Source organism: uncultured Bradyrhizobium sp. (assembly GCF_936928535.1).
Classification (GTDB): Bacteria; Pseudomonadota; Alphaproteobacteria; order Rhizobiales; family Xanthobacteraceae; genus Bradyrhizobium.
This window is the reverse complement of sequence record NZ_CAKZHY010000125.1, coordinates 1-25,639: the sequence shown is the minus strand read 5'-3', so window position 1 is coordinate 25,639 and position 25,639 is coordinate 1. Positions and strand designations below refer to the sequence as shown.

Below are 25,639 nucleotides of genomic sequence, written 5' to 3'. Positions count from 1 at the left end.
CTGCGCTCAGTGAGAAGAACGAGTGCCGGCGGCTCATGTCGCCGGTCCTTGCCTCACACGTCGAAGAACACCGTCTCGTTATCGCCCTGCAAGCGCAGGTCGAGCGTATAGACCGCCTTGCCGGCCTCGCGCACCGCGGTCAGGGTGGCGCGGCGGTCGGCCGGCACCAGCGTCAGCACGGGATCGGATGCGTTGCCGGCCTCGTCGCTGAAATAGATGCGGGTATAGAGATGCCGCAGCATGCCGCGCGCGAACACCGCCAGCACGATGTGCGGCGCCTGCGGCTTGCCGTCGGCATCGGGCACCGGGCCCGGCTTGATGGTGTCGAAGGAATAATTTCCGTCCTTGTCGGTGCCGCAGCGGGCAAAGCCGCGGAAGCTCGCATTCGGCAGCGCGCGCTTGTCCTGCGGATCGGCGTAGCGCCCCTGCGCATCCGCCTGCCAGATCTCCAGCATGGCGTCGGGGACGGTCGCGCCGTCGCCGTCGAGCACGCGGCCCTCGATGCGGACGCGGTCGCCGGAAACGTCAGGCGTCAGCGTCGAATTGGTGAAGGCGTCGTTCCAGGCGTAATCGCCTGTCGGCGTCAGGCCGTATTTGAAGAACGGGCCGACCGTCTGCGACGGCGTGATCCCATCGGGCTTCACAGAATCCTGCACGTTACTTGGTCTCCATGGGGGTGGCGTTCTTGCCGCGCAGCACGATGTCGAAGCGGTAGCACAGCGCCCATTCGGGCTTGGTGTTCTCCAGGTCGAATGACGAGACCATGCGCATCCGCGCCTTCTCGTCCGGCACCGAGTTGAAGATCGGATCGAACGGGAACAGCGGATCGCCCGGGAAGTACATCTGCGTTACCAGGCGGCTGACGAAGGAATGGCCGAACACCGACAGATGGATGTGCGCGGGGCGCCAGGCATTGTGGTGATTGCCCCAGGGATAGGCGCCGGGCTTGATGCTGACGAAGCGATAATAGCCTGATGCGTCGCTCACGGTGCGGCCCGCGCCGGTGAAGTTGGGATCGAGCGGCGCCGGATGCTGGTCGCGGACATGGACGTAGCGGCCGCAGGCATTGGCCTGCCAGATCTCGACCAGCGAGTTGGGCACGCCGCGGCCGTCCTCGTCGCGGACATGACCGTGCACGATGATGCGCTCGCCGAGCGGCTCGCCCTGGTGCTGGGTGGTGAGATCGTTGTCGCCCTCGCGCACGGTCTCGTGGCCGTAGACCGGGCCGGTCAGTTCCGACAGCGTGTGGCGCATCGGGATCAAGGGCTTGTTCGGCGCGCGCTTGATCGAGCTCTTGTACTCGGGCGACAGCGGCAGCGGATGCGCCTTGTTGCTGTCGGTGGGATAGATGAATGTCATTGGCGAACTCCTCCCCGGCCATTTCGGTCCGGCCGGACCACATTTGCGCCAATCATTATAGAATATAACTAATCTAGGGAAGCGGCTTTAGCACCCCTTGGCGCCCGGCTTTCAGGCCGGCGGGCCCTATTTGATCGGCGCACGCGGCAGCACCGCCTCCCCGGCCTCGAGCCGGTAGATGTGGTCGAGCGAATACCAGGGGGGTGTGATGTCTGGCGCGGTCGGGTGCGGCGTCTCGTGACGCACGAACTTGCCGATCAGCGCCTGCGTCACGCCGAACTGCACGTCGCTGTCGATATGGGGATCGTTGGGATCGTAGACCTGCGAGATCAGCACCTTGAAGCCGGGCTTGAAGATCAGGGCGTGCAGATGCGCAGGGCGATAGGGATGCCGGCTCTGCGCCTCCAGCAGGCGGCCGACCACGCCATTGGTCGGAATAGGATAGCCGACCATCATCACCGAGCGAAAGGCGAAACGTCCGTCGGCATCGGTCGTGAACTTGCCGCGCAAATTCATGTCGGCCTGCTCGGGGTCCTGGTTCTCGTAGAGGCCGACCGGCGAGGCGTGCCAGACATCGACCTCCGCGCCCGCGACGGGGCGGCCGTCCTTGTCGACGACGCGGCCATTGACGAACAGCGGCGCGCCCGGCGTCTCGGAACGGACGATCGATCCGCCATTCTCCACCCGCGGCGAGTTCAACCGCCAGAACGGCCCGAGCAGCGACTGATCGGTTTCGGTATTGCCTTGATCGCCGTTGTTGAGCAGGCACACCAGCGGCGAGACGCCGAGCGAGCCGGCCATCAGCACGACTTCGTTATGCGTGTCGGTGGTCAGCTTGCCGAGTTCGGCGATGATGGCGGTGGCGTCGCGGAATTCCTTCTCGGTCAACCTGACATCACGGACAAAGCCGTGCAGATGCTTGACCAAGGACATCATGATCTGCCGCATCCGCGGATCGGATGTCCGCTCCATCACCGCAAGGGCCGCGGCCGTAACGTCCTGCTCGCGCTCGATGATCATGGTGTTATCTCTCCGCGTCATTCCGGGGCGATGCGAAGCATCGAACCCGGAATCTCGAGATCCCGGGTTCACCCCTGTCGGGCTTGCCCCGGGATGACGGTCCACGCAGTGGACCGTCAATTCACCTTCTCGATCGCAACAGCCACGCCCTGGCCGACGCCGACGCACATGGTGGCGAGTGCCAGCTTGCCGCCGCGCTTTTCCATGCCGTGCACGGCGGTGAGCGCGAGGCGCGCGCCGCTCATGCCGAGCGGATGGCCAAGCGCGATGGCGCCGCCATGCGGATTGACGAAGTCGGCATCGTCGGCCACGCCGAGCTGGCGCATGCAGGCAATGCCCTGCGAAGCGAAGGCCTCGTTGAGCTCGATCAGATCGAAATCGGTGATCTTCTTGCCCAGCCGCTCCATCAGCTTGCGGGTCGCGGGCACGGGTCCAATGCCCATGATGCGCGGCGGCACGCCGGCCGAGGCGAGGCCCAGGATGCGCGCGCGGGGCGTCAGGCCGTGCTTCTTCACCGCGGCCTCCGAGGCGAGGATCATCGCGGCGGCGCCGTCATTGACGCCCGAGGCGTTGCCGGCGGTCACCGTGCCGGGATTGCGCACGATCGGCTTCAGTTTTGCCAAACCTTCGAGCGTGGTCTCGGGACGCGGATGCTCGTCCTTGTCAACAGTGATCGGGCCGGCCTTGCCGCCGGGAATGGTGATCGGGGTGATCTCTTCCGCGAAGTAACCCGCCGCAATCGCCTTGCCGGCGCGCTGCTGCGAGCGTATCGCGAAGGCGTCCTGGTCGGCGCGCGAGACCTGGAATTCCTCGGCGACGTTCTCGCCGGTCTCCGGCATCGCATCGACGCCGTACTGCGCCTTCAAGAGCGGATTGATGAAGCGCCAGCCGATCGTGGTGTCGAAGATCTCGGCCGAACGCGAGAAGGCTTCCGCCGCCTTGCCCATCACGAAGGGCGCGCGGGTCATGGATTCGACGCCGCCGGCGATCGCAAGCTCGATCTCGCCGGAGCGGATGGCGCGCCCGGCACCGCCGACCGCATCGAGGCCGGAGGCGCAGAGCCGGTTCAGGGTCTGGCCGGGAACCGAGTCGGGCAGGCCCGCGAGCAGGAGCGCCATGCGCGCGACGTTGCGGTTGTCCTCGCCGGCCTGGTTGGCGCAGCCGAAGAACACTTCATCCACCTGCGCCCAGTCGAGATTCGGGTGCTTGGCCATCAGCGCCTTGATCGGGGTGGCGGCGAGGTCGTCGGCACGCACCTTGGCCAGCGAGCCGCCGAAACGGCCGATCGGGGTCCGCACGGCATCGCAGATAAAGACGTCACGCATCGTTGTTCTCCCTGAATGCCGCGGTTCGGCGAAAATTCTTCCAAAATTCTTGGATGTCGGCGGAGTTTTAGGAGGGCGCCCGCGGCAGGTCAATTGACGGTTGCTTGCGCGTTCCGACAGGCCCGCACGCCGCCAGCGCATGCCGCGGTGCGGACAACGTGGAAAACCTCCCCTATCGGGCCAAAGCGATAGGAGCAGGAGGCGAAATTTTGTAGGTTGCGCCGCCTTGGAGCGCGGTCAGGACCGCGCTCCAAGATTGCTGTTTTGACGCGTTTCTTCACGCGAACCGGTACCCACTTCACTCGAAAACGCTCTGATGACCATGCAACAGCCCGTTCCTTTACCGCCCCCCGACGAAGCGTCCGCGCCACCGGCGGAAGCCGCCGCGCGCGTCACGCCGATGATGGAACAGTACCTGGAGATCAAGGCGGCGCATCAGGGTCTGCTGCTGTTCTACCGGATGGGCGATTTCTACGAGCTGTTCTTCGAGGACGCCGAGATCGCCTCGAGAACGCTCGGCATCGTCTTGACCAAGCGCGGCAAGCATCAGGGCAACGACATCCCGATGTGCGGCGTGCCGGTCGAGCGCTCCGAGGACTATCTGCATCGCCTGATCTCAGCCGGCCATCGTGTCGCGGTGTGCGAGCAGACCGAGGATCCGGCCGCGGCGAAGGCGCGCGGCAACAAGAGCGTCGTGCGCCGCGGCGTGGTGCGGCTGGTGACGCCGGGCACGCTGACGGAAGACACGCTGCTCGATGCGCGCGCCAACAATTATTTGCTGGCAATCGCGCGGGCGCGCTCATCCGCCGGCGGCGACCGCTTCGGGCTGGCCTGGATCGATATCTCGACCGCCGAATTCTCGGTGACGGAAGTCTCAGGCGGCGAACTCGCCGCGACGCTCGCCCGCATCAATCCGAACGAGGCTGTCGTCACCGACGCGCTCTATAGCGATAACGAACTTGGCCAGATCTTTCGCGAGCTGCCGGCCGTGACGCCGGTGACCCGCGACGTGTTCGACAGCGCCACCGCCGAGAAGCGCCTCTGCGATTATTTTGCGGTCGCGACCATGGACGGGCTGGCGCAGCTGTCGCGGCTGGAGGCTACGGCCGCGGCTGCCGCCGTCACCTATGTCGACCGCACCCAGGTCGGCAAGCACCCGCCGCTGTCGCCGCCTGCGCGCGAAGCGTCCGGCGCGACCATGGCGATCGATCCGGCGACGCGCGCCAATCTCGAGCTGACGCGGACGCTCGCCGGCGAACGCCGCGGCTCGCTGCTCGATGCGATCGATTGCACCGTGACTTCGGCCGGCTCGCGCCTTTTGGCGCAGCGGCTCGCGGCGCCCTTGACCGATGCGCCGGCGATCGCACGGCGGCTCGATGCCGTCGGTGCCTTCGTTACGGATTCGGCGACGCGCGAGGATGTCCGCAGCATCCTGCGCGGCGCGCCCGACATGTCGCGCGCGCTGGCCCGTCTCTCGGTCGGTCGCGGCGGCCCGCGCGATCTCGCTGGCCTGCGCGACGGCATCATCGCCGCCGACCAGGTGCTGGCGCGGCTGTCCGAGCTCGACCAGCCGCCGCAGGAGATCGCTGCCGTGATGGCGGCGCTGCAGCGTCCCTCGCGCGAGCTCGCTTCCGAGTTTGCCAGCGCGCTTGACGAGCAGCTGCCGCTGATCAAGCGCGACGGCGGCTTCGTGCGTGCCGGCTACGAATCCGCGCTCGACGAAGCCCGCAACCTGCGCGATGCCTCGCGTCTCGTCGTCGCCTCGATGCAGGCCCGCTACGCCGACGACACCGGCGTGAAGGCCCTGAAGATCCGCCACAACAACGTGCTCGGCTATTTCGTCGAGGTCACCGCGCAGCACGGCGACAAGCTGATGTCGGCGCCGCTGAACGCGACCTTCATCCATCGCCAGACCCTGGCGGGCCAGGTGCGCTTCACCACCTCGGAGCTCGGCGAGATCGAAGCCAAGATCGCCAATGCCGGCGATCGCGCCCTCGGGCTCGAGCTCGAGATCTTCGAGCGGCTGTGCGCCAAGGCGCTCGCGATCAGCGATGACTTACGCGCCGCGGCGCAAGGTTTTGCGCTGCTCGACGTTGCGACGTCACTGGCGAAACTCGCGGTCGACGAGAATTACGTGCGGCCCGAGGTCGACGGCTCGCTCGGCTTTGCCATCGAGGGCGGACGCCATCCCGTGGTCGAGCAGGCGCTCAAGCGCAATGGCGAGCCGTTCATCGCCAACGCCTGCGACCTCTCGCCTGCGCCAGCGCAAAAGTCCGGCCAGCTCTGGCTGCTCACCGGCCCGAACATGGCCGGTAAATCGACCTTCCTGCGCCAGAACGCGCTGATTGCCTTGATGGCGCAGATCGGCAGCTTCGTGCCGGCAACCCGCGCGCGGATCGGCATCATCGATCGCCTGTTCTCGCGCGTCGGCGCCGCTGACGATCTCGCACGAGGCCGCTCCACCTTCATGGTGGAGATGGTCGAGACCGCCGCGATCCTCAACCAGGCGGGCGAGCGCGCGCTTGTCATCCTTGACGAGATCGGCCGCGGCACCGCGACCTTTGACGGTCTGTCGATCGCCTGGGCCGCGATCGAGCATCTGCACGAGAACAATCGCTGCCGCACGCTGTTTGCGACGCATTATCACGAGCTGACCGCGCTCTCGGCCAAGCTGCCGCGCATGTTCAACGCGACGGTGCGGGTGAAGGAGTGGCAGGGCAATGTCGTGTTCCTGCATGAGGTGCTGCCCGGCTCGGCGGACCGCTCCTACGGCATCCAGGTCGCCAAGCTTGCGGGCCTGCCGCCGGCCGTGATCACACGTGCCAAATCGGTGCTGGCGAAGCTGGAAGCGCAGGACCGCGGCCAGACCGCCCGCGCGCTCGCCGACGATCTTCCATTGTTCGCGGTGCCCTCGCGTGCCGCCGCCGAAGCCGCGCCGCCGACCGAGGCCGAACTGCTGATGGACGCCGTGAAGGCGCTCAACCCCGACGAGATGTCGCCGCGCGAGGCCCTCGATGCGCTCTATGCGTTGAAGGCCAAGCTGCCGAAGCAGTGAGAGCTGCCGTCATTCCGGGGCGATGCAAAGCATCGAACCCGGAATCTCGAGATTCCGGGTTCGCCTCTTCGAGGCGCCCCGGAATGACATTGTGATCTTTTGCCCTACGCCCTTGCCGCCATCGCAGCCGCCTCCGCGGCGGCGCGCTGCATGCTGGTCGACATCTCGTTCGTGACCGTGCTCTGCTCCTCGATCGCGGCAGCGGTCGAGGTGACGTATTCGCTGACGTTGTTGATCGCCTGCTTGATCGAGCCCAGTGCGCTGACGACGTCGCCGGAGATGCCGTTGAGGCTGCCGATCTCCTGGCCGATCTTGTCGGTCGCCTGCTTGGCCTGGTTGGCGAGGCTCTTCACTTCGGACGCCACCACGGCAAAGCCGCGGCCGGCCTCGCCGGCACGGGCGGATTCGATCGTGGCGTTCAGCGCCAGCAGATTGATCTGGCCGGTGATGCTGTTGATCATCTCGACGATGCCGCTCATCGCCTGCGCGGCTTCGGTGAGGCGCTGGGCCTGGGCATCGGCGGCGGCGACCTGATCGACTGCGCTCATCGCGGTCTCGCGGGACTTGGTCATCGCTTCCGAGATTTCCCGCACCGAGGCGTTGAGCTCCTCCGAGCCGGCGGCGACCGATTCCATCATGCCGCGGACGCGCTCGTTGCCCATGCGGACCAGCACCTGCTTGGTGGTGTCGGTGGCGTATTTCACGACCTTGAACGGCTTGCCGTTGAGATCGAAGATCGGGTTGTAAGAGGCCTGGATGTAGACCTCCTTGCCGCCCTTGCCGATGCGCTTGTATTCGCCCGCCTGGTACTGGCCGCGGTTGAGCGCAGCCCAGAACTCGCGATAGGCCGTGCCGTCACGCTCGCTGGGTTCGACGAACATGCTGTGATGCTTGCCTTTGATCTCAGCCAGGGAGTAGCCGAGCGCAGCGAGAAAGTTAGCGTTGGCGGTGATGATCGTGCCGTCCATGTTGAACTCGATCACGGCCTGCGCCTTGTCGATGGCTTCGATCTGGCCGGCGCGGTCGGCGTTTTTCAGCTTCTCCGCGGTCACGTCCGTTGCGTATTTGACGACGCCGAACGGCTTGCCGTTCTCGTCGAGCATCGGATTGTAGGAAGCGAGAATCCAGACCTCGCGGCCGCCCTTGCCGATGCGCTTGAACTCGCCGGCCTGGTATTCACCGCGGTTGAGCTTCGCCCAGAACTCGCGATAGGCGGCGCTGTCACGTTCGGCGGGTGCGACGAACATGCTGTGATGCTTGCCCTGGATCTCGGCGAGCGAATAGCCGAGCGCGTTACAGAAATTCTCGTTGGCAGCGACGATGGTGCCGTCGAGCTTGAACTCGATCACGGCCTGGGCACGGCTGCTGGCGGCGATCTTGGAGGCGTCCGTCATGCTCCGGATTTTCTTCGCAGTGATGTCGGTCGCAATCTTGGCGACCATCACCGCCTTGCCGTCGCCGTCGAGCACCGGATTGTAGGATGCTTCGATCCAGATCTCGTGGCCGTCCTTGGCGATTCGCTTGAATTCGCGCGCCTGATACTCGCCGCGGTTCAGCGCGGCCCAGAACGCCTTGTATTCCGCGGTGTCGCGCTGGTCGGACGGCACGAACATGGAGTGATGCTTGCCCTGGATTTCGTCGAGCCGATAGCCGAGGGCATCGAGAAAATTCTTGTTCGCCGTGACGATCGTCCCATCAAGGTTGAATTCGATCATCGCCTGCGAGCGGCCAATGGCATCGAGCCGAGCCTGTGCATCACCTTGGGACTTGCGACCGAACATTCAAATGTCTCCTCGTTGAGAAATTGTCTTGCATTGCGCAGGCAGCATCGCCCTCGCGCTCGAAAATCTTCGGCTCGTTTTACTCGGGTGCACTGGTGGAACTTCAGGCCCACATTCAATTCGGGCCGCCGCGGCATGTGACGAGTACATTTACGGGCAAGGCACAAAGATTAAATTAACGACGCTATCGAAATACCGCAGCCAACCACCGCAGAACTACGCGGCGGATCACCGCAAAAATTCCGTGTGAAATGCTTACGTTTCGACGCGTCATCTTCGGCGCCCATTCCACCACAGCGCCAGGTTCCACGTCACGCAGGTTGCAAGCGCAAGACAAAGACCTACCGTCGATCCAAATTTCACCACCGCGACGTGCAGCACCGCAATCGCCATTCCGAATCCGAGCAGGCCCCAGGCGGAATTGGCGAGCACTGCTGCAGTCGGCGGACCGCCGATGCGGGGATGCAGGATCACCATCATGCTGGTGAACACGATCGGATAGAGCGCGATGACGCCGGAGACGCGCGGACCGACCCAGCCCGATGTCGAGACGACAATCGCGACGAGCGTTGCAACTAATGACGCGCGGAAGGGAATGTCGTACCAGCGGCGCGTCACCAGCGGCATCTTCGCGTGGCGATACCGTGCGAGCAGCGGAATGCAGATGCCGAAGGCAATCAGGTTGACCGCGAGCCCGGCTGCCAAGGTCCAGTCGAACAGACGGATGATGGACGCCAGTGCGATCCAGACTGCCATGGCGCTCCCGACACTCGCGGCAAAGCTGTGCCGCTGCGCCAGCACGACATAGGTGAGGCCCATGAAGATCGTCGCGGCATTGATCGGCAAGCTCGACAACGCGCCCTGCGCGATGAATGCGGCGTCGTGGTCGATCGCGAGGAAGACGTAGGAGGGCCCGGCGGAAACCGGCAGCGTTGCGACCAGCGCGCCGATCACCGGCCCGGAACGCTCGGTGATGACAGACGCCGACACGACGAACGCCGCCGCGATCGCCATGCGCAGGAGGAGGAAGAGGATGAGGGAGAGGTCGGCGGGCATGCAATCTGTCGTCCCGGCGCAGGCCGGGACCCATAACCACGACTATACGTTGGGAGCAAAAGCCGTCGGGCAGCAATGCTTCAATCGATGGGACACGGCGTATGGGTCCCGGCTTTCGCCGGGACGACAGTGATCACATCCGCTGCATCGACACCGAAACCTTCGGGCCGTTCTTGATGGTTTGATAGACCACGCAATAGCGCTCGGTGAGCTTGAGCAGCAGATCGAGCTTGTCCTGCGGCGCTGGCGTGTCGACCTCGAAGCGCAGGCGGATCTCGGCGAAGCCGACCGGGGTCTCCTTGTCGACGCCGAGCGTGCCGCGGAAATCGAGATCGCCCTCGGCGTAGACATTTCCGGTCTTGAGCGGCACCTCGATCGCGGTCGCGACCGATTTCAGTGTGACGCCGGCACAAGCAACGAGCGCTTCCAGCAGCATGTCGCCGGAGCAGAGCTCGAGGCCGGACCCGCCGGTGGCGGGATGCAGCCCGGCCATCGCGATGGCGCGACCGGTCTCGACCTTGCAGGCGATGCCTTCGCTGTCGGTCGAGCCCTTGGCCTTCAGCGTGATCAGCGCGGTCTTGGGATCGGTCTTGTAGCGCTCCTTGATCGGGGCCTGCATCTGGCGCAGCTCTGCAGCATCCATCTTGTTCTCTCCCGGGAAAATTGCCTCTCGATGTACCGGCTCGGGGCGGAAATGTCACCACCACATGGCCTGACCGGGACCCTGGGTTGCGTCACGGTCGGACACGTTGCGATCGAGCGAACGGTCGAGTGACGTCAGCACACTTCGCTTGAAATTCTCGAACAGCGGCGAATTGCGATCACGCGGACGGGTCAGATTGATCTCGATCTGGTCGAACAGCCGGCCCGGCCGCGGCCGCATCACCAGCGCGCGATCGGCCAGCACCACGGCCTCGTCGACGTCGTGTGTGACCAGGATCAAGGTCGGGCGCGTGTCGGCCCAGAGGTCGAGCAGATGATCCTGCAGATCGCGACGGGTGAAGGCATCAAGCGCGGAGAACGGCTCGTCGAGCAGGAGCACTTCGGGTTGCGGCACCAGCGCACGGGCAATCGCGACACGCTGCGCCTGCCCGCCGGAGAGCTCCCGCGGCCAGGCCTGCGCCTTGTCCGCGAGGCCGACGCGTTCCAGCGCCCGCGCCACCTTCGTGCGCCGCTCGGCCGCCGGCAACTCGGCGAGTCCAAAACCGATATTGTCGGCGACGCTGAGCCAAGGCAGAAGCCGCGGTTCCTGGAAGATGATGCCGATCTTGGCGTGCGGCGAAGAGATCGCCTCGCTGTCGAGCGTCACCGTGCCCGAGCTGGCGCGGTCGAGACCGGCGATGGCGCGGAGCAGCGTGGACTTGCCGCAACCGGAGCCGCCGATGATGGCGATGATCTCGCCCTGCCTGATCTCGGCAGAGAAGCGGGCCAGCGCCTCGACGCCGTTCGGATAGGCCTTGCTGACCCGGTCAAGCGCCAGCATCGCCTTACGCTCCTCTCGCGCGCGAGAAGGCGTCCTGCCAGCGCAGGAACGGCGCGGCGGCGACCTCGATCAGCCAGTCCGTGAACTTGCCGAGAATGGCGAAGATCACGATGGCGGCGAGGATCTGCGCCGGCTTGCCGAGCTGCTGGCCGTCCAGCAGGAGATAGCCGAGGCCTTCGGAGGCGCCGATAAGCTCGGCGGCGACTACGAACATCCAGCCGAGACCAAGGACCTTGGCGTCGATGACGCCGGCCTGCTGGAGGGCGAGGCCGGCCAAGTGGATCGACTCGCGCTGCGGGGCGCCGATGCGGCTGTGGGTGAGCTCGGTGCGTTCCTTGAGCTGCTTGTCGACGACGACATCGGACAGCTTGGTCACGGCGATGAAGGTCTTCTTCAGCTCGTCGTAATTTTCCAGCGAATATTTCCGCGCCTCTTCATACACGGCGAGCACGCGGCGAACGATGTCCGGATAGTCCTTCAGGAACTGTTCGCGCACATTGAGGATACCCCAGGTGTTGGCATCGGCGTTGCGATAGAACAGCTTCGCGCCCTCCTCGACCTCGGCCTGCGCCATCATCGGATCGAGGCCGGCCCAGGCGTCAACGTCGCCGCGGATCAACGCGGTCTTGCCGTCGGCGTGCTGCAGCAGCACCGGCGTGATGTCCTTTTCGGTCATCCGCGCGCCCAGCAGCGCCCGCACCAGGAAGATGTGCGGATCGGTGCCGCGCGTCACCGCGACGCGCTTGCCCTTGAGATCAGCGACATCAGCGATCTTGGAATCCTTTGACGTCACCAGCGCCGTCCATTCGGGACGCGAATAGACGTAAATCGATTTGATCGGATTGCCGTTGATGCGCGCGACCAGTGCTGCCGAGCCCGCGGTAGAGCCGAAATCGATCGAGCCGGCATTGAGGAATTCGAGTGCCTTGTTGGAGCCGGCCGACTGCACCCAGGTAACGGTAATGCCGTCCTTGGCGAACTCTTTCTCCAACAGGCCCTTCTGCTTCAGGACCAGCGACACCGGATTGTAGGTCGCCCAGTCGAGGCGGATTTCCTTGAGCGGGTCGGCGGCCCGCGCCGCGGGGGCCACGGCGAGCGAAACAGCCCCCGCCAGCAGCCTACGTCGTGTTGCGTCAACCGTGCCCAGCCTCCCTAAAACTTCATTGTTTTTCAATGAGTTATATCTAGAGGTCAATGAGAAAATCCCACCCTTGAAAGCGCGGGACCCGAGAACAATTTTGCTCGATGCCGGCGATTTCCAGCATGGAACGACTATTGCCAGAGAATGGCTGATGACAGCGCCTGCCGCCTCTTATATCCGGTGAGACATGGATAGTGTTACGACCGAGCATAAGCCACAGCTGGATGATCGTTTCGACACCGCGCGGATCACCGCTGCGGTCGACGCGCTTGCCGAAAAGCATCAGGGCCGCGAGGACACGTTCCGCACCGCGGTTGCGCAACTGCTCAAGGCGGAACTCATCGCCGCGCGCGGCGCCGCGCAGGCGATCCTGCTCAAGGACCGTCACGGCCGCCGCTGCGCCGAGCGCTTGTGTCACGTGCAGGACGAGATCATCCGCATTCTCTATTCGGCCGCGACCCGCCATCTCTATCGTTCACCAATCCCGAGCGGCGCCGAGCGCATGGCGGTGGTGGCGACCGGCGGCTACGGCCGCGGCCTGATGGCGCCGGAATCGGACATCGATCTGCTCTTCATCCTCCCCTACAAGCAGACCGCCTGGGGCGAGCAGGTGGCCGAGGCTATTCTCTATTGCCTCTGGGACATGGGTCTGAAGGTCGGCCATGCCACGCGTTCGGTCGATGAATCGATCCGGCAGGCGCGCGGCGACATGACCATCCGCACCGCCATCCTGGAAACGCGCTTCCTCACCGGCGACCAGCCGCTCTATGACGAACTGGTCGCGCGCTTCGACAAGGAAGTGGTGCAGGGCACCGCGTCTGAATTCGTCACCGCCAAGCTCGCCGAGCGCGAGGAGCGCCATCGCCGCGGCGGCCAGTCGCGCTATCTGGTCGAGCCCAACGTCAAGGACGGCAAGGGCGCGCTTCGCGACCTCCACACGCTGTTCTGGATCGCCAAATATGTCTATCGCGTCCGCGACACCGACGAGCTGGTCGAACGCGGCGTGTTCGACGCGCAGGAATATCGCAGCTTCCGCCGCTGCGCCGACTTCCTCTGGTCGGTGCGCTGCAATCTGCATTTCTACTGCGGCCGGCCCGAGGAGCGCCTGTCGTTCGACCTCCAGCGCGAGATCGCCGTCAGGCTAGGCTACACCTCGCATCCCGGCATGCAGGACGTCGAGCGCTTCATGAAGCACTACTTCCTGGTCGCCAAGGAAGTCGGCAACCTCACCGCCATCCTCTGCGCCAAGCTCGAGGACCAGCAGGCCAAGCCGGCCCCGGTACTCAGCCGGATGATGGCGCGGCTGCGCCCGACACCGGCGAAGCGGCGGGTGCCCGAGAGCGACGACTTCATCGTCGACAACAACCGCATCAACGTCGCCGCGCCCGACGTCTTCAAACACGATCCGGTCAATTTGATCCGCATCTTCCGCCTGGCGCAGAAGAACAACCTCGCCTTTCACCCGGACGCGATGCGCGACGTGACGCGCTCGCTCGGCCTGATCAACGCGCAAATGCGCGAGAATCCCGACGCCAACCGGCTGTTCATGGAGATCCTCACCTCCGACAACGCCGAGATCGTGCTGCGGCGAATGAACGAGACCGGCGTGCTCGGTCACTTCATCCGCGCCTTCGGCAAGATCGTCTCGATGATGCAGTTCAACATGTATCATCACTACACCGTGGACGAGCACCTGATCCGCTGCGTCGGCTTCCTCCAGGACATCGAGCGCGGCGGCATCGAGGAATTCACCCTCGCCAGCGATCTGATGCGCAAGATTCGCCCCGAGCATCGCGCGGTGATCTACATCACGACCCTGCTGCACGACATCGCCAAGGGACGGCCGGAAGATCACTCGATCGCAGGGGCCAAGGTGGCGCGGCGGCTGTGCCCGCGGCTCGGCTTCAGCGCGGCCGACACCGAGCTGGTGGCATGGCTGATCGAGGAACATCTGACGATGTCCACGGTGGCGCAGTCGCGCGATCTCTCCGACCGCAAGACCATCGAGAATTTCGCCGCCGTGGTGCAGTCGGTCGAGCAGATGAAGCTGCTCACCATCCTGACCACGGCCGACATCCGCGGCGTCGGTCCGGGCGTGTGGAACGGCTGGAAGGCACAGCTGCTGCGCTCGCTATACTACGAGACCGAGCCGGTGCTGACCGGCGGCTTCTCGGAGGTCGACCGCGGCAAGCGCCTCACCGCCGCCTACGCCGAATTCCGCCACGCCTTCGCCGAATGGCCGGCGGACGAGCTCGATGCCTATATCGGCCGGCACTATCCGGCCTATTGGCTCAAGGTCGAGTTGCCGCGAAAGATTCGCCACGCGCGCTTCGTGCGATCGAGCGAGCAGGCCGGCCACAAGCTCGCGATCAATGTCGGCTTCGACGAGGTGCGCGGCGTCACCGAGCTCACGATCTTTGCCGCCGACCATCCCTGGCTGCTCTCGATCATCGCGGGCGCCTGCGCCTCGGCCGGTGCGAACATCGTCGACGCCCAAATCTACACCACGACCGACGGCCGCGCGCTGGATACGATCTCGATCTCGCGCGAATACGATCGTGACGAGGACGAAGGACGGCGCGCCACCCGCATCGGCGAGATGATCGAGGACGTGCTCGAAGGCAAGCTGCGCCTGCCTGAAGTGGTGGCGCGGCGCACCGTGCGCAGCAAGGCACGGCCCTTCGTCATCGAGCCTGAGGTGACCATCAACAACCAATGGTCCGACCGCTACACCGTGATCGAGGTCTCCGGCCTCGACCGTCCCGGCCTGCTCTACGAGCTGACCACCGCGATCTCGAAGCTCAACCTCAACATCGCCTCGGCGCACGTCGCGACCTTCGGCGAGCGCGCCCGCGACGTGTTCTACGTGACCGATCTGCTCGGCGCGCAGATCAACGCGCCGACCCGCCAGGCCGCGATCAAGAGCGCACTGACCCATGTGATGGCCGGCGACAAGGTAGTTGCGCCGGCGGCGTGAGCCGTCATTCCGGGGCGCGCGGAGCGCGAGCCCGGAATCCATTTATCCGCGTAACAGGTGGCAGGATGGATTCCGGGCTCGCCGCTCCGCGGCGCCCCGGAATGACAAGCGGAGAGATTGGCGCACACCACGCCCTCATATCTCCACCCCCTCATGCCGGAGCAGCCAGCGCTTGCGCTCCAGGCCGCCGCCATACTTCACCAACGAGCCGTCCGCGCCAATCAGACGGTGACACGGCAGCACCACGCTGATCGGGTTGGAGCCGTTGGCATGGCCGACGGCGCGGATCGCCTTTGGCATTTCGATCCTGGCGGCGAGCGCGCCATAGCTCATCGTGGTACCGGCGGGGATTTTTGCAAGCGCAGTCCAGACCTTCTGCTGAAATGGCGTGCCGGCGATGCGCCATGCAATACCTGCAAGCTGGCCGAGATCACCTTCGAAATAGCGCGATAGCGCCGTCCGCACTGGCGGCGGTGCGGGCCGGTCACTGAGATCGACCGCGCCGTATTGCAGGCGCAGCAGCTCGCGCATGCGATGCTCGTAGTCGTCCCAGTCGAGCGCGCGTAACGCACCATCGACGTCGGTGACGAGCAACGCGATTCCGATCGGCGTCGTTAGGCGATCGAGGCCGAAGCGTTCAGATGTCCTGATCGATCGCACGGGCATGGCGGCATCTCTGCATCGAAACACGGCATCGCGTTTGCCATGCCTGGCATGCTAACGTCCACCCGAAAGCTGACGCTTTTGGGGGAGCTCGAGTTGATCTGGATTGCCAACATCCTGGTGGCGCTGGTCGCCGCCTTGCACGCCTATTTCCTGATCCTGGAGATGTTTCTCTGGGACAAGCCGCTCGGCTTGAAGACATTCCGCAATACGCCTGAGAAGGCCGAGATCACCAAGGTGCTGGCGGCCAATCAAGGCCTCTACAACGGCTTCCTCGCTGCCGGCCTGATCTGGGGCCTCGTCCACGGCAATCCGGCCTTCGCGTTCCAGATCAAGGTCTTCTTCCTGCTCTGCGTGATCGTGGCCGGCGCTTACGGCGCGGCCACCGTCAGCACGCGCATCCTGATCGTGCAGGCGCTGCCGGCCGCGATCGCGCTGGTGGCATTGTTCCTGGCGTAAGACGCTGGCCTAAGACGCTTGCTTAAGACGTCGGCCTGAGAGACTTGGCCTAGCCCGCGACACGACAGCGCGGCGCAGCGATCCTTGCGCGGCGCCTGCCGTTCCTCCACACTCTCCGGCAGCGATGGCGACCGTTGCAAGCAACGGGAAAAGACCATCGGCCGGAAAATTCCGTCAGGAGGAACAAGCAACATGAAGATCAGCAGAGCCTATCTAGCTGCCACGGCGGCGCTCGCCTTCGCTTTCTCCGCCAACCAAGCCCTCGCCCAGAAGAAATACGACACCGGTGCCAGCGACACCGAAATCAAGATCGGCCAGACCGTGCCGTTCTCCGGCGCCTACTCCGTCTACGCCAATATCGGCAAGACCCAGGCCGCCTATTTCAAGATGATCAACGACCAGGGCGGCATCAACGGCCGCAAGATCAATCTGATCCAATATGACGATGCCTATTCGCCGCCGAAGACCGTCGAGCAGGTGCGCAAGCTCGTCGAAGGCGACGAAGTGCTGTTCACCTTCCAGATCATCGGCACCGCGGCCAATGCTGCCGTGCAAAAATATCTCAACGGAAAGAAGATCCCGCAGCTGCTGGCCTCCACCGGGGCGGCGCGCTTCAACGATCCGCAGAACTATCCCTGGACCATCGCCTATAATCCCAACTACATCTCCGAAGGGCGGATCTACGCGAAGTACATTCTCAAGGAACACCCGAACGCCAAGATCGGTGTTCTCTACCAGAACGATGACATGGGCCGCGACTATCTCGCGGGCCTCAAGAGCGGACTCGGCGACAAGGCCGCCAGCATGATCGTCGGCGAGGTCTCCTACGAGGTCACCGACCCCACGGTAGACTCTCAGGTGGTCAAGCTGAAGTCGATGGGCGCCGATCTATTCTATGACGCCTCCACGCCGAAGTTCGCGGCACAGGCGATCAAGAAGCTTGCCGACCTCGGCTGGACGCCGGTGCATATCCTCGACATCAATGCGAGCCCGATCTCGGCAACATTGAAGCCGGCCGGACTCGATATCTCCAAGGGCATCATCTCGACGCAGTACGGCAAGGAGCCCGGCGATCCCCAGTGGAAGGACGATCCCGGCGTGAAGGCGTTCTTCGCCTTCATGGACAAATACTTCCCGGAGGGCGACAAGCTCAACACGGTCAATACCTACGGGTATTCGGTGGCCGAGCTGCTGGTCCAGGTCTTGAAGCAATGCGGCGATGATCTGACGCGCGAGAACGTGATGAAGCAGGTCGCCAACATCAAGGACTTCACCCCGAGCTTCGCGCTGCCCGGTATCAAGATCAACACCGGGCCGAACGACTACCGGGTCAACAAGCAGATGCAGATGATGAAGTTCAACGGCGAACGCTGGGAGCTGTTCGGACCGATCATCGAGGATTCGGGGCCCGCGGGTTAGCACGGCCCGGAGACCTCGGCCCGGTCCGGTCCGAGAACTGGGCCGGATGCTCCATGCCGACGGCGCGGAGCATCCTGCCTTGTGAACGGCTCGGGGCGTCAACCATGTCCGAAAGTCTTATTGGCGATCAGGCGAAATTTCCCGCGCCGCCCAGCATGTCATCTTGCGTCGCAGCAGGGCCTCCGCCACACTTCGGCCCAGCGATGACGTCCGCAGGCCGGTGGCGGCGGAAAGATCATCTGCCATAACAAACCGAGGAAATGCGAATGAGGAACGGATTTTTGCATTTGGTCACTGGCGCGGCGCTGACTTTGGCGCTGTCGGCCTCGGCGGCCAATGCCCAAAAGAAATATGATCCCGGCGCGTCGGACACCGAAATCAAGATCGGTCAGACCAACCCGTTCAGCGGTCCCGCCTCCGCCTACGCCACGATCGGCAAGACGCAGGCCGCCTATTTCAAGATGATCAACGATCAAGGCGGCATCAACGGCCGCAAGATCAACCTGATCCAATATGACGACGCCTATTCGCCGCCCAAGGCCGTGGAGCAGGTGCGCAAGCTGGTCGAGAGCGACGAGGTCCTGCTCACCTTCCAGCTCCTCGGCACGCCGTCGAACGCAGCTGTGCAGAAATATCTCAACGCCAAGAAGGTGCCGCAGCTGTTCGCCGCCACCGGCGCGTCGAAGTTCACGGACCCGAAGAACTTCCCTTGGACGATGGGCTTCAATCCCAACTACTTCGTCGAAGGCCGCATCTACGGCCAATACATCATCAAGAATCATCCGAACGCCAAGATCGGGATTCTCTACCAGAACGATGACCTCGGAAAAGACTATCTGAACGGCATCAAGGCGGGCCTTGGAGACAAGGCCTCCAGCATGATCGTCGCGGAGGCGTCCTACGAAGTCTCCGATCCGACCGTCGATTCGCAGATCCTCAAGATCAAGGATGCCGGTGCCGACCTGTTCTTCAGCGCGACCACGCCGAAGCAGGCCGCGCAGGCGATCAAGAAGATCGCCGAGCTCGGCTGGCATCCGGTGCAGATCCTCGACATCAACGCCACCTCGGTCGGCGCCGTGATGAAGCCCGCGGGACTCGAGGCCTCCAAGGGCGTGATCAGCGTCAACTACGGCAAGGATCCGCTCGACCCGACCTGGAAGGATGATCCCGGCATGAAGAAGTACTTCGAGTTCATGGCCAAGTACTATCCGGAAGGCGACAAGGACTCGAGCTTCAACAGCTACGGCTACTCGACCTCGCAGTTGATGGCCTACGTCCTCCAGAAATGCGGCGACAACCTCACTCGCGAGAACGTCATGAAGATTGCCACCAGCCTGAAGGACGTGGAGCTCGACCTGTCCCTGCCCGGCATCAAGGCCAACACCTCGCCGACCGACTACCGCGTCAACAAGCAGCTTCAGATGATGAAGTTCAACGGCGAGCGCTGGGAACTTTTCGGTCCGATCATGGAGGATGCGGGCCCGGCGGGCTAGTCGAAGAGCTCTGAATGCAATCGGCGGCCTTAGGGCCGCCGATTTTTTTGACGGCGCCTACTCCGGTATCTCCCCAAAAGTTTTTCCCCACCGGCAGCACAGCATGCCGGATCAGGCGCGAATCCTCCACCGCGGCCTGGCGATGCTTCACCGCTTCCCGATAGACGGGATCGCGGATCATCTCGACGAAGGCGGCGACGCTGGGGTATTCGGCGATGAAACAATGGTCCCAGCGCTCCTCCTGCGGGCCGATCAGCATCAGCTCGAACCGGCCTTGCCAGACGATGCGGCCGCCGAGGCGTTCGAACACCGGGCCGCTCTCGCGACCATAGGCTGCATAGGCTTCGGCGCCGCTGGCCTTGCGGCCGTCGGGATAGGCCGCCTCTTTGCGCAGGCGGACCAGATTGAGCATGTGGATCGGGCCGGGGCGGTCGTTCTCCCGGAATTGCGCGAAGATCTCCTTGGTCGGATCGATGTGGCCCATAGGTGTTCCCTCTTCTTGATGACCGCGATCCTAGCCCCGCGGTCAAATGAGCGGAACTGCGGCTAGCGAATGCCGCATCTCCTAATCACGCGTTAACGCTTGGGGTAACCGGGCCTTAAACAGCGACCGCTAGCGTGCGGCGGGGCGGGGTGACCGGGCGTTTGCGTATGGGGTCGGCAAAGAAAAAGGGTGGGCGGAAGGAGCCGCTGTTCGGCTTGCCCGCGGCGCTCGCCGATCTGCGCCTGACGGCGGCCGATCGCATTCCCGGCGGCGGCGACGACAAGCCGAAGAAATCCGCCAGCAAACGCAAGGCCGAAGCTACCGACGACGAGCCGCCGCGCGAGCGCAAGGCAGCGGCCAAAAGCAGCGGCGCGAAGCGCCGGTCGAAATCGTCCATCAGCGCCGGCCTCGGCCGCCTCGTCTATTGGGGCGCCGTGCTCAGCCTGTGGGGCGTGATCGCGGTGATCGGCGTCGTGATCTGGGTCGGCGCGCATCTTCCGCCGATCCAGTCGCTGGAGATTCCCAAGCGCCCGCCGACGATCCAGATCGTCGGCGTGGACGGCACCCTGCTGGCGCAGCGCGGCGAGATGGCCGGCGCGAATGTGTCGCTGAAGGACCTGCCGCCCTATCTGCCCAAGGCCTTCATCGCGATCGAGGACCGCCGCTTCTATTCGCATTTCGGCATCGATCCCATCGGCATCCTGCGCGCGCTGGTGACCAATCTGCTCCATCGCGGCGTGTCGCAGGGCGGCTCGACGTTGACGCAGCAGCTGGCGAAAAATCTGTTCCTGACCCAGGAACGCACCATAGCGCGCAAGCTGCAGGAGGCGGAACTCGCGATCTGGCTGGAGCGCAAGCATTCCAAGAACGAGATCCTGGAACTCTATCTCAACCGCGTCTATTTCGGCTCCGGCGCCTATGGCATCGAAGCCGCCGCGCAAAAATATTTCGGCAAGCCGGCCAAGAACGTCACGATCGCGGAAGCTGCGATGCTGGCGGGCCTGGTCAAGTCGCCCTCGCGGCTTGCGCCCAACCGCAATCCGGAAGGCGCTGAGCAGCGCGCGCAGGTCGTGCTGGCCGCGATGGCGGATGCCAAGTTCATCACCGAGGCGCAGGCTCAGGCCTCGATCGGACACCCCTCCTATAATGTGAAGCCTGTCGGCGCCGGCACGGTGAACTACGTCGCCGACTGGATCGGCGAGGTGCTGGACGATCTCGTCGGCCAGATCGACGACAGCATCAAGGTCGAGACCACGATCGATCCCAAGCTCCAGGCGCAGGCGGAAGCCGCCATCATCGACGAGCTCGCGGCCAAGAGCGTGAAGTTCAATGTCAGCCAGGGCGCGCTGGTGGCGATGACGCCCGATGGCGCGGTGCGCGCCATGGTCGGCGGCCGGAACTATTCAGAGAGCCAGTACAACCGCGCGGTGACCGCGAAGCGCCAGCCCGGCTCCTCGTTCAAGCCGTTCGTCTATCTGACCGCGATGGAACAGGGCCTGACGCCCGACACCATCCGCCAGGACGCGCCGATCGAGGTCAAGGGCTGGAAGCCCGAGAACTACACCCACGAATATTTCGGCCCGGTGACACTGACGCAGGCGCTGGCGATGTCGCTCAACACCGTAGCCATCCGCCTCGGCCTCGAGGTCGGACCAAAGAACGTGGTGCGCACCGCGCACCGGCTCGGCATCTCCTCAAAGCTCGAGCCCAACGCCTCGATCGCGCTTGGCACGTCGGAAGTCTCTGTCGTCGAGCTGGTCGGCGCTTATGCGCCGTTCGCCAATGGCGGCTTCGCGGCCACGCCGCATGTGGTGACGCGGATCAAGACGCTCGACGGCAAGCTGCTCTACATGCGGCAACCCGACGAGCACAACCAGGTGATCGAGCCGCGCTATGTCGGCATGATGAACACAATGATGCGGGAAACGCTGATCTCGGGCACGGCCAAGAAGGCCGAGATCCCCGGCTGGCAGGCGGCCGGCAAGACCGGCACCAGCCAGGATTATCGCGACGCCTGGTTCATCGGCTACACGTCCAACCTCGTCACCGGCGTCTGGCTCGGCAATGACGACAACTCGCCGACCAAGAAGGCAACCGGCGGCGGCCTGCCGGTGGAAGTGTGGACCCGTTTCATGCGTGCGGCTCACGAGGGCGTGCAGGTCGCGGCCCTGCCGAACCTGCAAACCAGTTGGGGGCCGTCGAACCTCGTGCAGATCTCGTCCCAGATATCGCCGCCGACGCAGGCAGCGCCTGCGTCGGTGAGCAATGGCGGCTATCGCGCCCCGCCACCGACCCGCGCCAACGTCAATGCGCGGCCGGAAGCCGCCGCGGGGCTTGATGGCTGGCTGATGGATCGGCTGTTTGGCGGGAACAGGTAGACCTCAAAACAAAAACGCGAAAACAACCCCATGCACAGTAGGCGGCGACCGAACTAGCCGTCGTCAAACTACGTCCTGTGGGTATGGATCCCGGCCTTCGCCGGGATGACGGCCGCTTGTTACGATAGAGCCAGGCCTAATCCTCGACCCCATACCGGTGCAGGTCGTTGCCGCAGGTGTCGAGCCACTTCTTGGCGCGCTCCATTGACGGACAGATCTTGCCGCAGACGCGCCAGAACCGCGCCGAGTGGTTCATCTCGACGAGATGGGCCACTTCGTGCGCGGCGAGATAGTCGAGCACATAGGGCGGGGCGAGGATCAGGCGCCAAGAGAACGACAGCGAGCCGGCCGAGGTGCAGGAGCCCCATCGGCTGGACTGATCGCGGATCGAGAGCCGCTTCACCTTTACGCCTAGCTCGGCGGCGTGGGTCTCGGCGGAACGCTGCAGATCCTTGCGCGCCTCGCGCTTGAGGAAGTCGTTGACGCGGCGATCGACATAGTCGAGGCCACCGGCGACGCAGAGAATGCGCTCACCGCTGTCGCGAATTTCCGCCCACACCGTGCCGCGGCTGCCTGCGCGATGCACGATGCGATGGGGAACGCCCCGAAGTGGTATCACTGTGCCAGGCTGGAACGGCGCAGCCTTCGGCAGACGACCGAGACGTGCAGCGATCCACGCGCCGTGACGCTGCGCGAAGTCCTTGGCTTCGGCGAGCGTGCCGCGTGGCGGCATCGTGAGGATGGCTTCACGATCGCTTGGATGGATTCTGAGCGTGTAACGACGTGCCCGCCGGTGTCTGCGCAGCCGAATCGCAAAGAATTGCGATCCGTGGCTGATGACAAGGGTCTTCGGTTCGTGGGGCCGCCGATAGAGGAGTGCGCGTGTGGCCATGTCTGTCAGTCCGGGGAGCAGGAGATCGCCCGGATTCTGCCATAACCGCCGCCAGGGAAAGCGCTCGGCGCAAAAACAAATCATTTGCCCAATATACAGGGGTCTGGCGTCCGGGAGACCCTACAGACTGGGGTTGGAACCCGCTTTTTTCGCCCCCGCCAGACGCATGCGACACCCCCAAGAGGTGAGGGATGACTCACTCCTAGAACACTACCTAAATACCTCGAATCTGGCGGGAACCAAGCCCTGCCGGAGCCTCCGGCAGGACCTGAAATTTCGACGGGAAAGCCGAAATCGCGGGATTATTCGGCTGCAACCGCCTGCATTGAGCTCGGATTCGCAGCCGAGACCATGAAATCATGGATGCGCGGCACGATTTCCGACTTGAAGCGCGAGCCGTTGAACACGCCGTAATGTCCAACGCCCTTCTGGACGTAATGAACGCGGCGATGATCCGGGATCTTGCTGCACAACGCGTGTGTTGCTTCGGTCTGGCCGAGACCCGAGATGTCGTCGTTCTCGCCTTCGACCGTCATCAGTGCGACGCGCGTCACCTTCGAGGGATCGACGCGCGTGCCACGATGGCTCATCTCGCCCTTCGGCAGCGAATGCTTCACGAACACGGTGTCGACCGTCTGCAGATAATACTCGGCCGAGAGGTCCATCACCGCGAGATATTCGTCATAGAACTCGCGATGCTTGTCGACGAGGTCGCCGTCGCCCTTCACCAGATGGGCAAACAGCTGCTTGTGGGCGTCCATGTGCCGGTCGAGGTTCATGCTGATGAACCCGTTGAGCTGGAGGAAGCCCGGATAGACGTCGCGCATCATGCCCGGATGCGGGAACGGCACCTTGGTGATGACGTGGTTGCGGAACCAGTCGATGCCGCGCTCCTGCGCGAGATTGTTCACGGCCGTCGGATTGCGGCGCGTGTCGATCGGACCGCCCATCAGCGTCATCGAGGTCGGCACGAAGGGATCGCGCCGCGCTTCCATGATCGAGACCGCGGCGACGACAGGCACCGAAGGCTGGCACACCGCCATCACATGGGTGTTGCCACCCAGCACATGCAGCATCTCGATGATGTAGTCGATGTAATCGTCGAGATCGAACCGGCCTTCGCTGAGCGGCACCATGCGCGCATCGGCCCAATCGGTGATGTAGACCTCATGCGCCGGCAGGAAGGCCTCGACCGTGCCGCGCAGCAGCGTCGCGTAGTGGCCGGACATCGGTGCCACGATCAGCACGCGCGGCTGCGGGCTGCGCAAGGGGCGGGCGAATTTGCGATCGAAGTAAAGCAGTTTGCAGAACGGCTTTTCCCAGACCGAGCGGACCTCGACGGGAACGCGGATGCCGTTGACCTCGGTGTCGTTGAGGCCCCATTCCGGCTTGCCGTAGCGTCGCGTAGTGCGCTCGAACAATTCGCAAGCCGCAGCGACTGACTTGCCGACTTCGGTGCGCGCCCAGGGATTCAGCGGATTTTGAAACAACAGCTTGGTCGCATCGGTGACTGCGCGCGCCGGATTGAGAGAGGCATGCGCCATCTCGTACATCCAGTACATCGGCGTCGTCAGAACCGGGCTGCCTTCTGCTGCCAGGGGCGGCGCGCCGCCAAACTCACCAATAGGCATATTATAATCCTCTTCGCATCGCAGCATACTGCCGAATGCGTAATATTGCGTCAATGCATGGTTCCGTACATCTACGTGGCCGCAACGGCCAAACCAGCCTGAATCCACGAGAAAGTGACGTTATTCGCCACCCGCAAGCAGCGAGCCGTGCTTCCGGGCGCTGCGTAAAAGGGCAAGGACTGCCCCGAAAGAGGCCAGCAGAAGCACCGCATTGATGGCTAACGCGTCCAGCATCAGATCGGTCCTGAAGGTGTTCTCGATCAGCAGCGCGCGCATGCCCTCGAACACGTAAGTCGGTGGCAGCGACCATGCGATATATTGCAGCCAGGTCGGCAGCACGCTGACCGGATAATAGACGCAAGCGAGCGGCATGATCCCGAACATCAAGGTCCAGACGATGCTCTCGGCGCCAAGTCCGTTCCGCAACACCAGACCCGAGACGAAGATGCCGACCGACCAGCTCGTGAAGATTAGATTGCAGAAGAAGGCGATCAGCGGCAGGCCGAGGCTGTAGACGTTGAAGTGAAAGAACGCGATCGCGAGCAGCGTCATCGGGATGACGCCGATCGCGAGCCGGATCAGGCTCATCGCCATCAGCGAGAGCAGAAACTCGATCGGCCTCAAAGGGCTCATCATGAGATTGCCGAGGTTGCGGGCCCACATCTCCTCCAGGAAGGAGATCGAGAATCCGAGCTGGCCGCGGAACAGGATGTCCCAAAGGATGACGGCGCCGATCAGCGTGCCGCCGGCGCGCGCAAAGAAATTGGCGTTCTGGGCGATGTAGAGCTGCAGAAAGCCCCAGGTGATGATCTGCAGCGCCGGCCAGTACAACAGCTCGAGCAGCCGCGGCCAGGACGACAGCAACAGATACCAATAGCGCAGGATCATCGCGCCGATGCGCTGGACGGAGATGCCGCGGTGGAGGGAGAGCTCGGTCATGGCGACACCGAGCGGTCCGCGAGCAACCAGTAGATGGGGTAACGGGTCCCCTGGGGCCTTCCAACCAAGCCGCGCTAGCTACGG

Annotated in this window: 19 protein-coding genes and 1 pseudogene; 6 read left to right on the top strand and 14 right to left on the bottom strand. The window is 64.0% G+C overall.

Annotated elements, in window-relative coordinates; all coding sequences use genetic code 11:
• Positions 1-53: 53 nt before the first annotated feature.
• The 4 genes from pcaG to pcaF form a co-directional block, all read right to left on the bottom strand.
• Complete coding sequence (gene pcaG, locus Q0687_RS25955; RefSeq protein ID WP_298883305.1) at positions 54-656, bottom strand: protocatechuate 3,4-dioxygenase subunit alpha; 603 nt, start codon at positions 654-656, stop codon at positions 54-56.
• A gap of 1 nt (position 657) precedes the next feature.
• Positions 658-1,359 (bottom strand): protocatechuate 3,4-dioxygenase subunit beta, encoded by a 702-nt coding sequence (gene pcaH, locus Q0687_RS25950; RefSeq protein WP_298883303.1) that lies wholly within the window; start codon positions 1,357-1,359, stop codon positions 658-660.
• Positions 1,360-1,485: 126 nt separating this feature from the next.
• A complete protein-coding gene (locus Q0687_RS25945) occupies positions 1,486-2,379 on the bottom strand; it encodes a dioxygenase (protein ID WP_298883302.1) in 894 nt (297 codons plus the stop codon).
• 116 nt (positions 2,380-2,495) lie between these two features.
• On the bottom strand, positions 2,496-3,704 hold the full coding sequence (gene pcaF / locus Q0687_RS25940; protein WP_298883301.1) for a 3-oxoadipyl-CoA thiolase: 1,209 nt from the start codon (positions 3,702-3,704) through the stop codon (positions 2,496-2,498).
• 316 nt (positions 3,705-4,020) lie between these two features.
• On the opposite strand from pcaF, the gene mutS reads away from it, so the two are divergent.
• The gene (gene mutS, locus Q0687_RS25935; protein ID WP_298883299.1) at positions 4,021-6,759 is read left to right on the top strand and encodes a DNA mismatch repair protein MutS; all 2,739 of its coding nucleotides are present in this window, start codon (positions 4,021-4,023) and stop codon (positions 6,757-6,759) included.
• Positions 6,760-6,863: 104 nt separating this feature from the next.
• On the opposite strand, the gene Q0687_RS25930 is transcribed toward mutS, so the two are convergent.
• The 5 genes from Q0687_RS25930 to Q0687_RS25910 all read right to left on the bottom strand — a co-directional run bounded on the left by Q0687_RS25930 (position 6,864) and on the right by Q0687_RS25910 (position 12,193).
• On the bottom strand, positions 6,864-8,540 hold the full coding sequence (locus Q0687_RS25930; protein ID WP_298883297.1) for a PAS domain-containing methyl-accepting chemotaxis protein: 1,677 nt from the start codon (positions 8,538-8,540) through the stop codon (positions 6,864-6,866).
• A 270-nt stretch (positions 8,541-8,810) separates the two neighbouring features.
• Positions 8,811-9,596, bottom strand: a complete 786-nt coding sequence (locus Q0687_RS25925) for a hypothetical protein (RefSeq protein ID WP_298883295.1) — start codon at positions 9,594-9,596, stop codon at positions 8,811-8,813.
• A 133-nt stretch (positions 9,597-9,729) separates the two neighbouring features.
• A complete protein-coding gene (locus tag Q0687_RS25920; RefSeq protein WP_008145226.1) occupies positions 9,730-10,239 on the bottom strand; it encodes an OsmC family protein in 510 nt (169 codons plus the stop codon).
• 54 nt (positions 10,240-10,293) lie between these two features.
• Positions 10,294-11,079 carry an ABC transporter ATP-binding protein gene (locus Q0687_RS25915; RefSeq protein ID WP_298883289.1) on the bottom strand — a complete coding sequence of 262 codons (786 nt, stop codon included), beginning with the start codon at positions 11,077-11,079 and terminating at the stop codon, positions 10,294-10,296.
• A 4-nt stretch (positions 11,080-11,083) separates the two neighbouring features.
• A complete protein-coding gene (locus Q0687_RS25910) occupies positions 11,084-12,193 on the bottom strand; it encodes an aliphatic sulfonate ABC transporter substrate-binding protein (protein ID WP_298883381.1) in 1,110 nt (369 codons plus the stop codon).
• Between the two features lie 214 nt (positions 12,194-12,407).
• On the opposite strand from Q0687_RS25910, the gene Q0687_RS25905 reads away from it, so the two are divergent.
• Positions 12,408-15,197, top strand: coding sequence for a [protein-PII] uridylyltransferase (locus Q0687_RS25905; protein WP_298883287.1), 2,790 nt, complete (start codon positions 12,408-12,410; stop codon positions 15,195-15,197).
• A 135-nt stretch (positions 15,198-15,332) separates the two neighbouring features.
• Here Q0687_RS25905 and Q0687_RS25900 read toward each other — a convergent pair whose 3' ends face one another.
• Positions 15,333-15,863, bottom strand: a complete 531-nt coding sequence (locus Q0687_RS25900; RefSeq protein ID WP_298883285.1) for a methylated-DNA--[protein]-cysteine S-methyltransferase — start codon at positions 15,861-15,863, stop codon at positions 15,333-15,335.
• A 48-nt stretch (positions 15,864-15,911) separates the two neighbouring features.
• On the opposite strand from Q0687_RS25900, the gene Q0687_RS25895 reads away from it, so the two are divergent.
• The 3 genes from Q0687_RS25895 to Q0687_RS25885 all read left to right on the top strand — a co-directional run bounded on the left by Q0687_RS25895 (position 15,912) and on the right by Q0687_RS25885 (position 19,231).
• Entirely contained in the window at positions 15,912-16,319 is a 408-nt protein-coding gene (locus Q0687_RS25895) for a DUF1304 domain-containing protein (RefSeq protein WP_298883282.1), read from the top strand.
• A gap of 192 nt (positions 16,320-16,511) precedes the next feature.
• Entirely contained in the window at positions 16,512-17,738 is a 1,227-nt protein-coding gene (locus Q0687_RS25890) for an ABC transporter substrate-binding protein (RefSeq protein ID WP_298883279.1), read from the top strand.
• Between the two features lie 266 nt (positions 17,739-18,004).
• The gene (locus tag Q0687_RS25885; protein WP_298883278.1) at positions 18,005-19,231 is read left to right on the top strand and encodes an ABC transporter substrate-binding protein; all 1,227 of its coding nucleotides are present in this window, start codon (positions 18,005-18,007) and stop codon (positions 19,229-19,231) included.
• Between the two features lie 57 nt (positions 19,232-19,288).
• Here Q0687_RS25885 and Q0687_RS25880 read toward each other — a convergent pair.
• Positions 19,289-19,715: pseudogene (locus Q0687_RS25880) on the bottom strand (DUF1330 domain-containing protein).
• Positions 19,716-19,882: 167 nt separating this feature from the next.
• On the opposite strand from Q0687_RS25880, the gene Q0687_RS25875 reads away from it, so the two are divergent.
• Positions 19,883-22,093: a penicillin-binding protein 1A gene (locus Q0687_RS25875; protein ID WP_298883272.1), complete on the top strand. Its 2,211-nt coding sequence runs from the start codon at positions 19,883-19,885 to the stop codon at positions 22,091-22,093.
• A gap of 136 nt (positions 22,094-22,229) precedes the next feature.
• Here Q0687_RS25875 and Q0687_RS25870 read toward each other — a convergent pair whose 3' ends face one another.
• The 3 genes from Q0687_RS25870 to Q0687_RS25860 form a co-directional block, all read right to left on the bottom strand.
• The gene (locus Q0687_RS25870) at positions 22,230-23,069 is read right to left on the bottom strand and encodes a SprT family zinc-dependent metalloprotease (protein ID WP_298883269.1); all 840 of its coding nucleotides are present in this window, start codon (positions 23,067-23,069) and stop codon (positions 22,230-22,232) included.
• A 218-nt stretch (positions 23,070-23,287) separates the two neighbouring features.
• The gene (gene phaZ, locus Q0687_RS25865; protein ID WP_298883266.1) at positions 23,288-24,616 is read right to left on the bottom strand and encodes a polyhydroxyalkanoate depolymerase; all 1,329 of its coding nucleotides are present in this window, start codon (positions 24,614-24,616) and stop codon (positions 23,288-23,290) included.
• 120 nt (positions 24,617-24,736) lie between these two features.
• Complete coding sequence (locus Q0687_RS25860) at positions 24,737-25,555, bottom strand: ABC transporter permease (protein WP_298883262.1); 819 nt, start codon at positions 25,553-25,555, stop codon at positions 24,737-24,739.
• Positions 25,556-25,639: the final 84 nt, after the last annotated feature.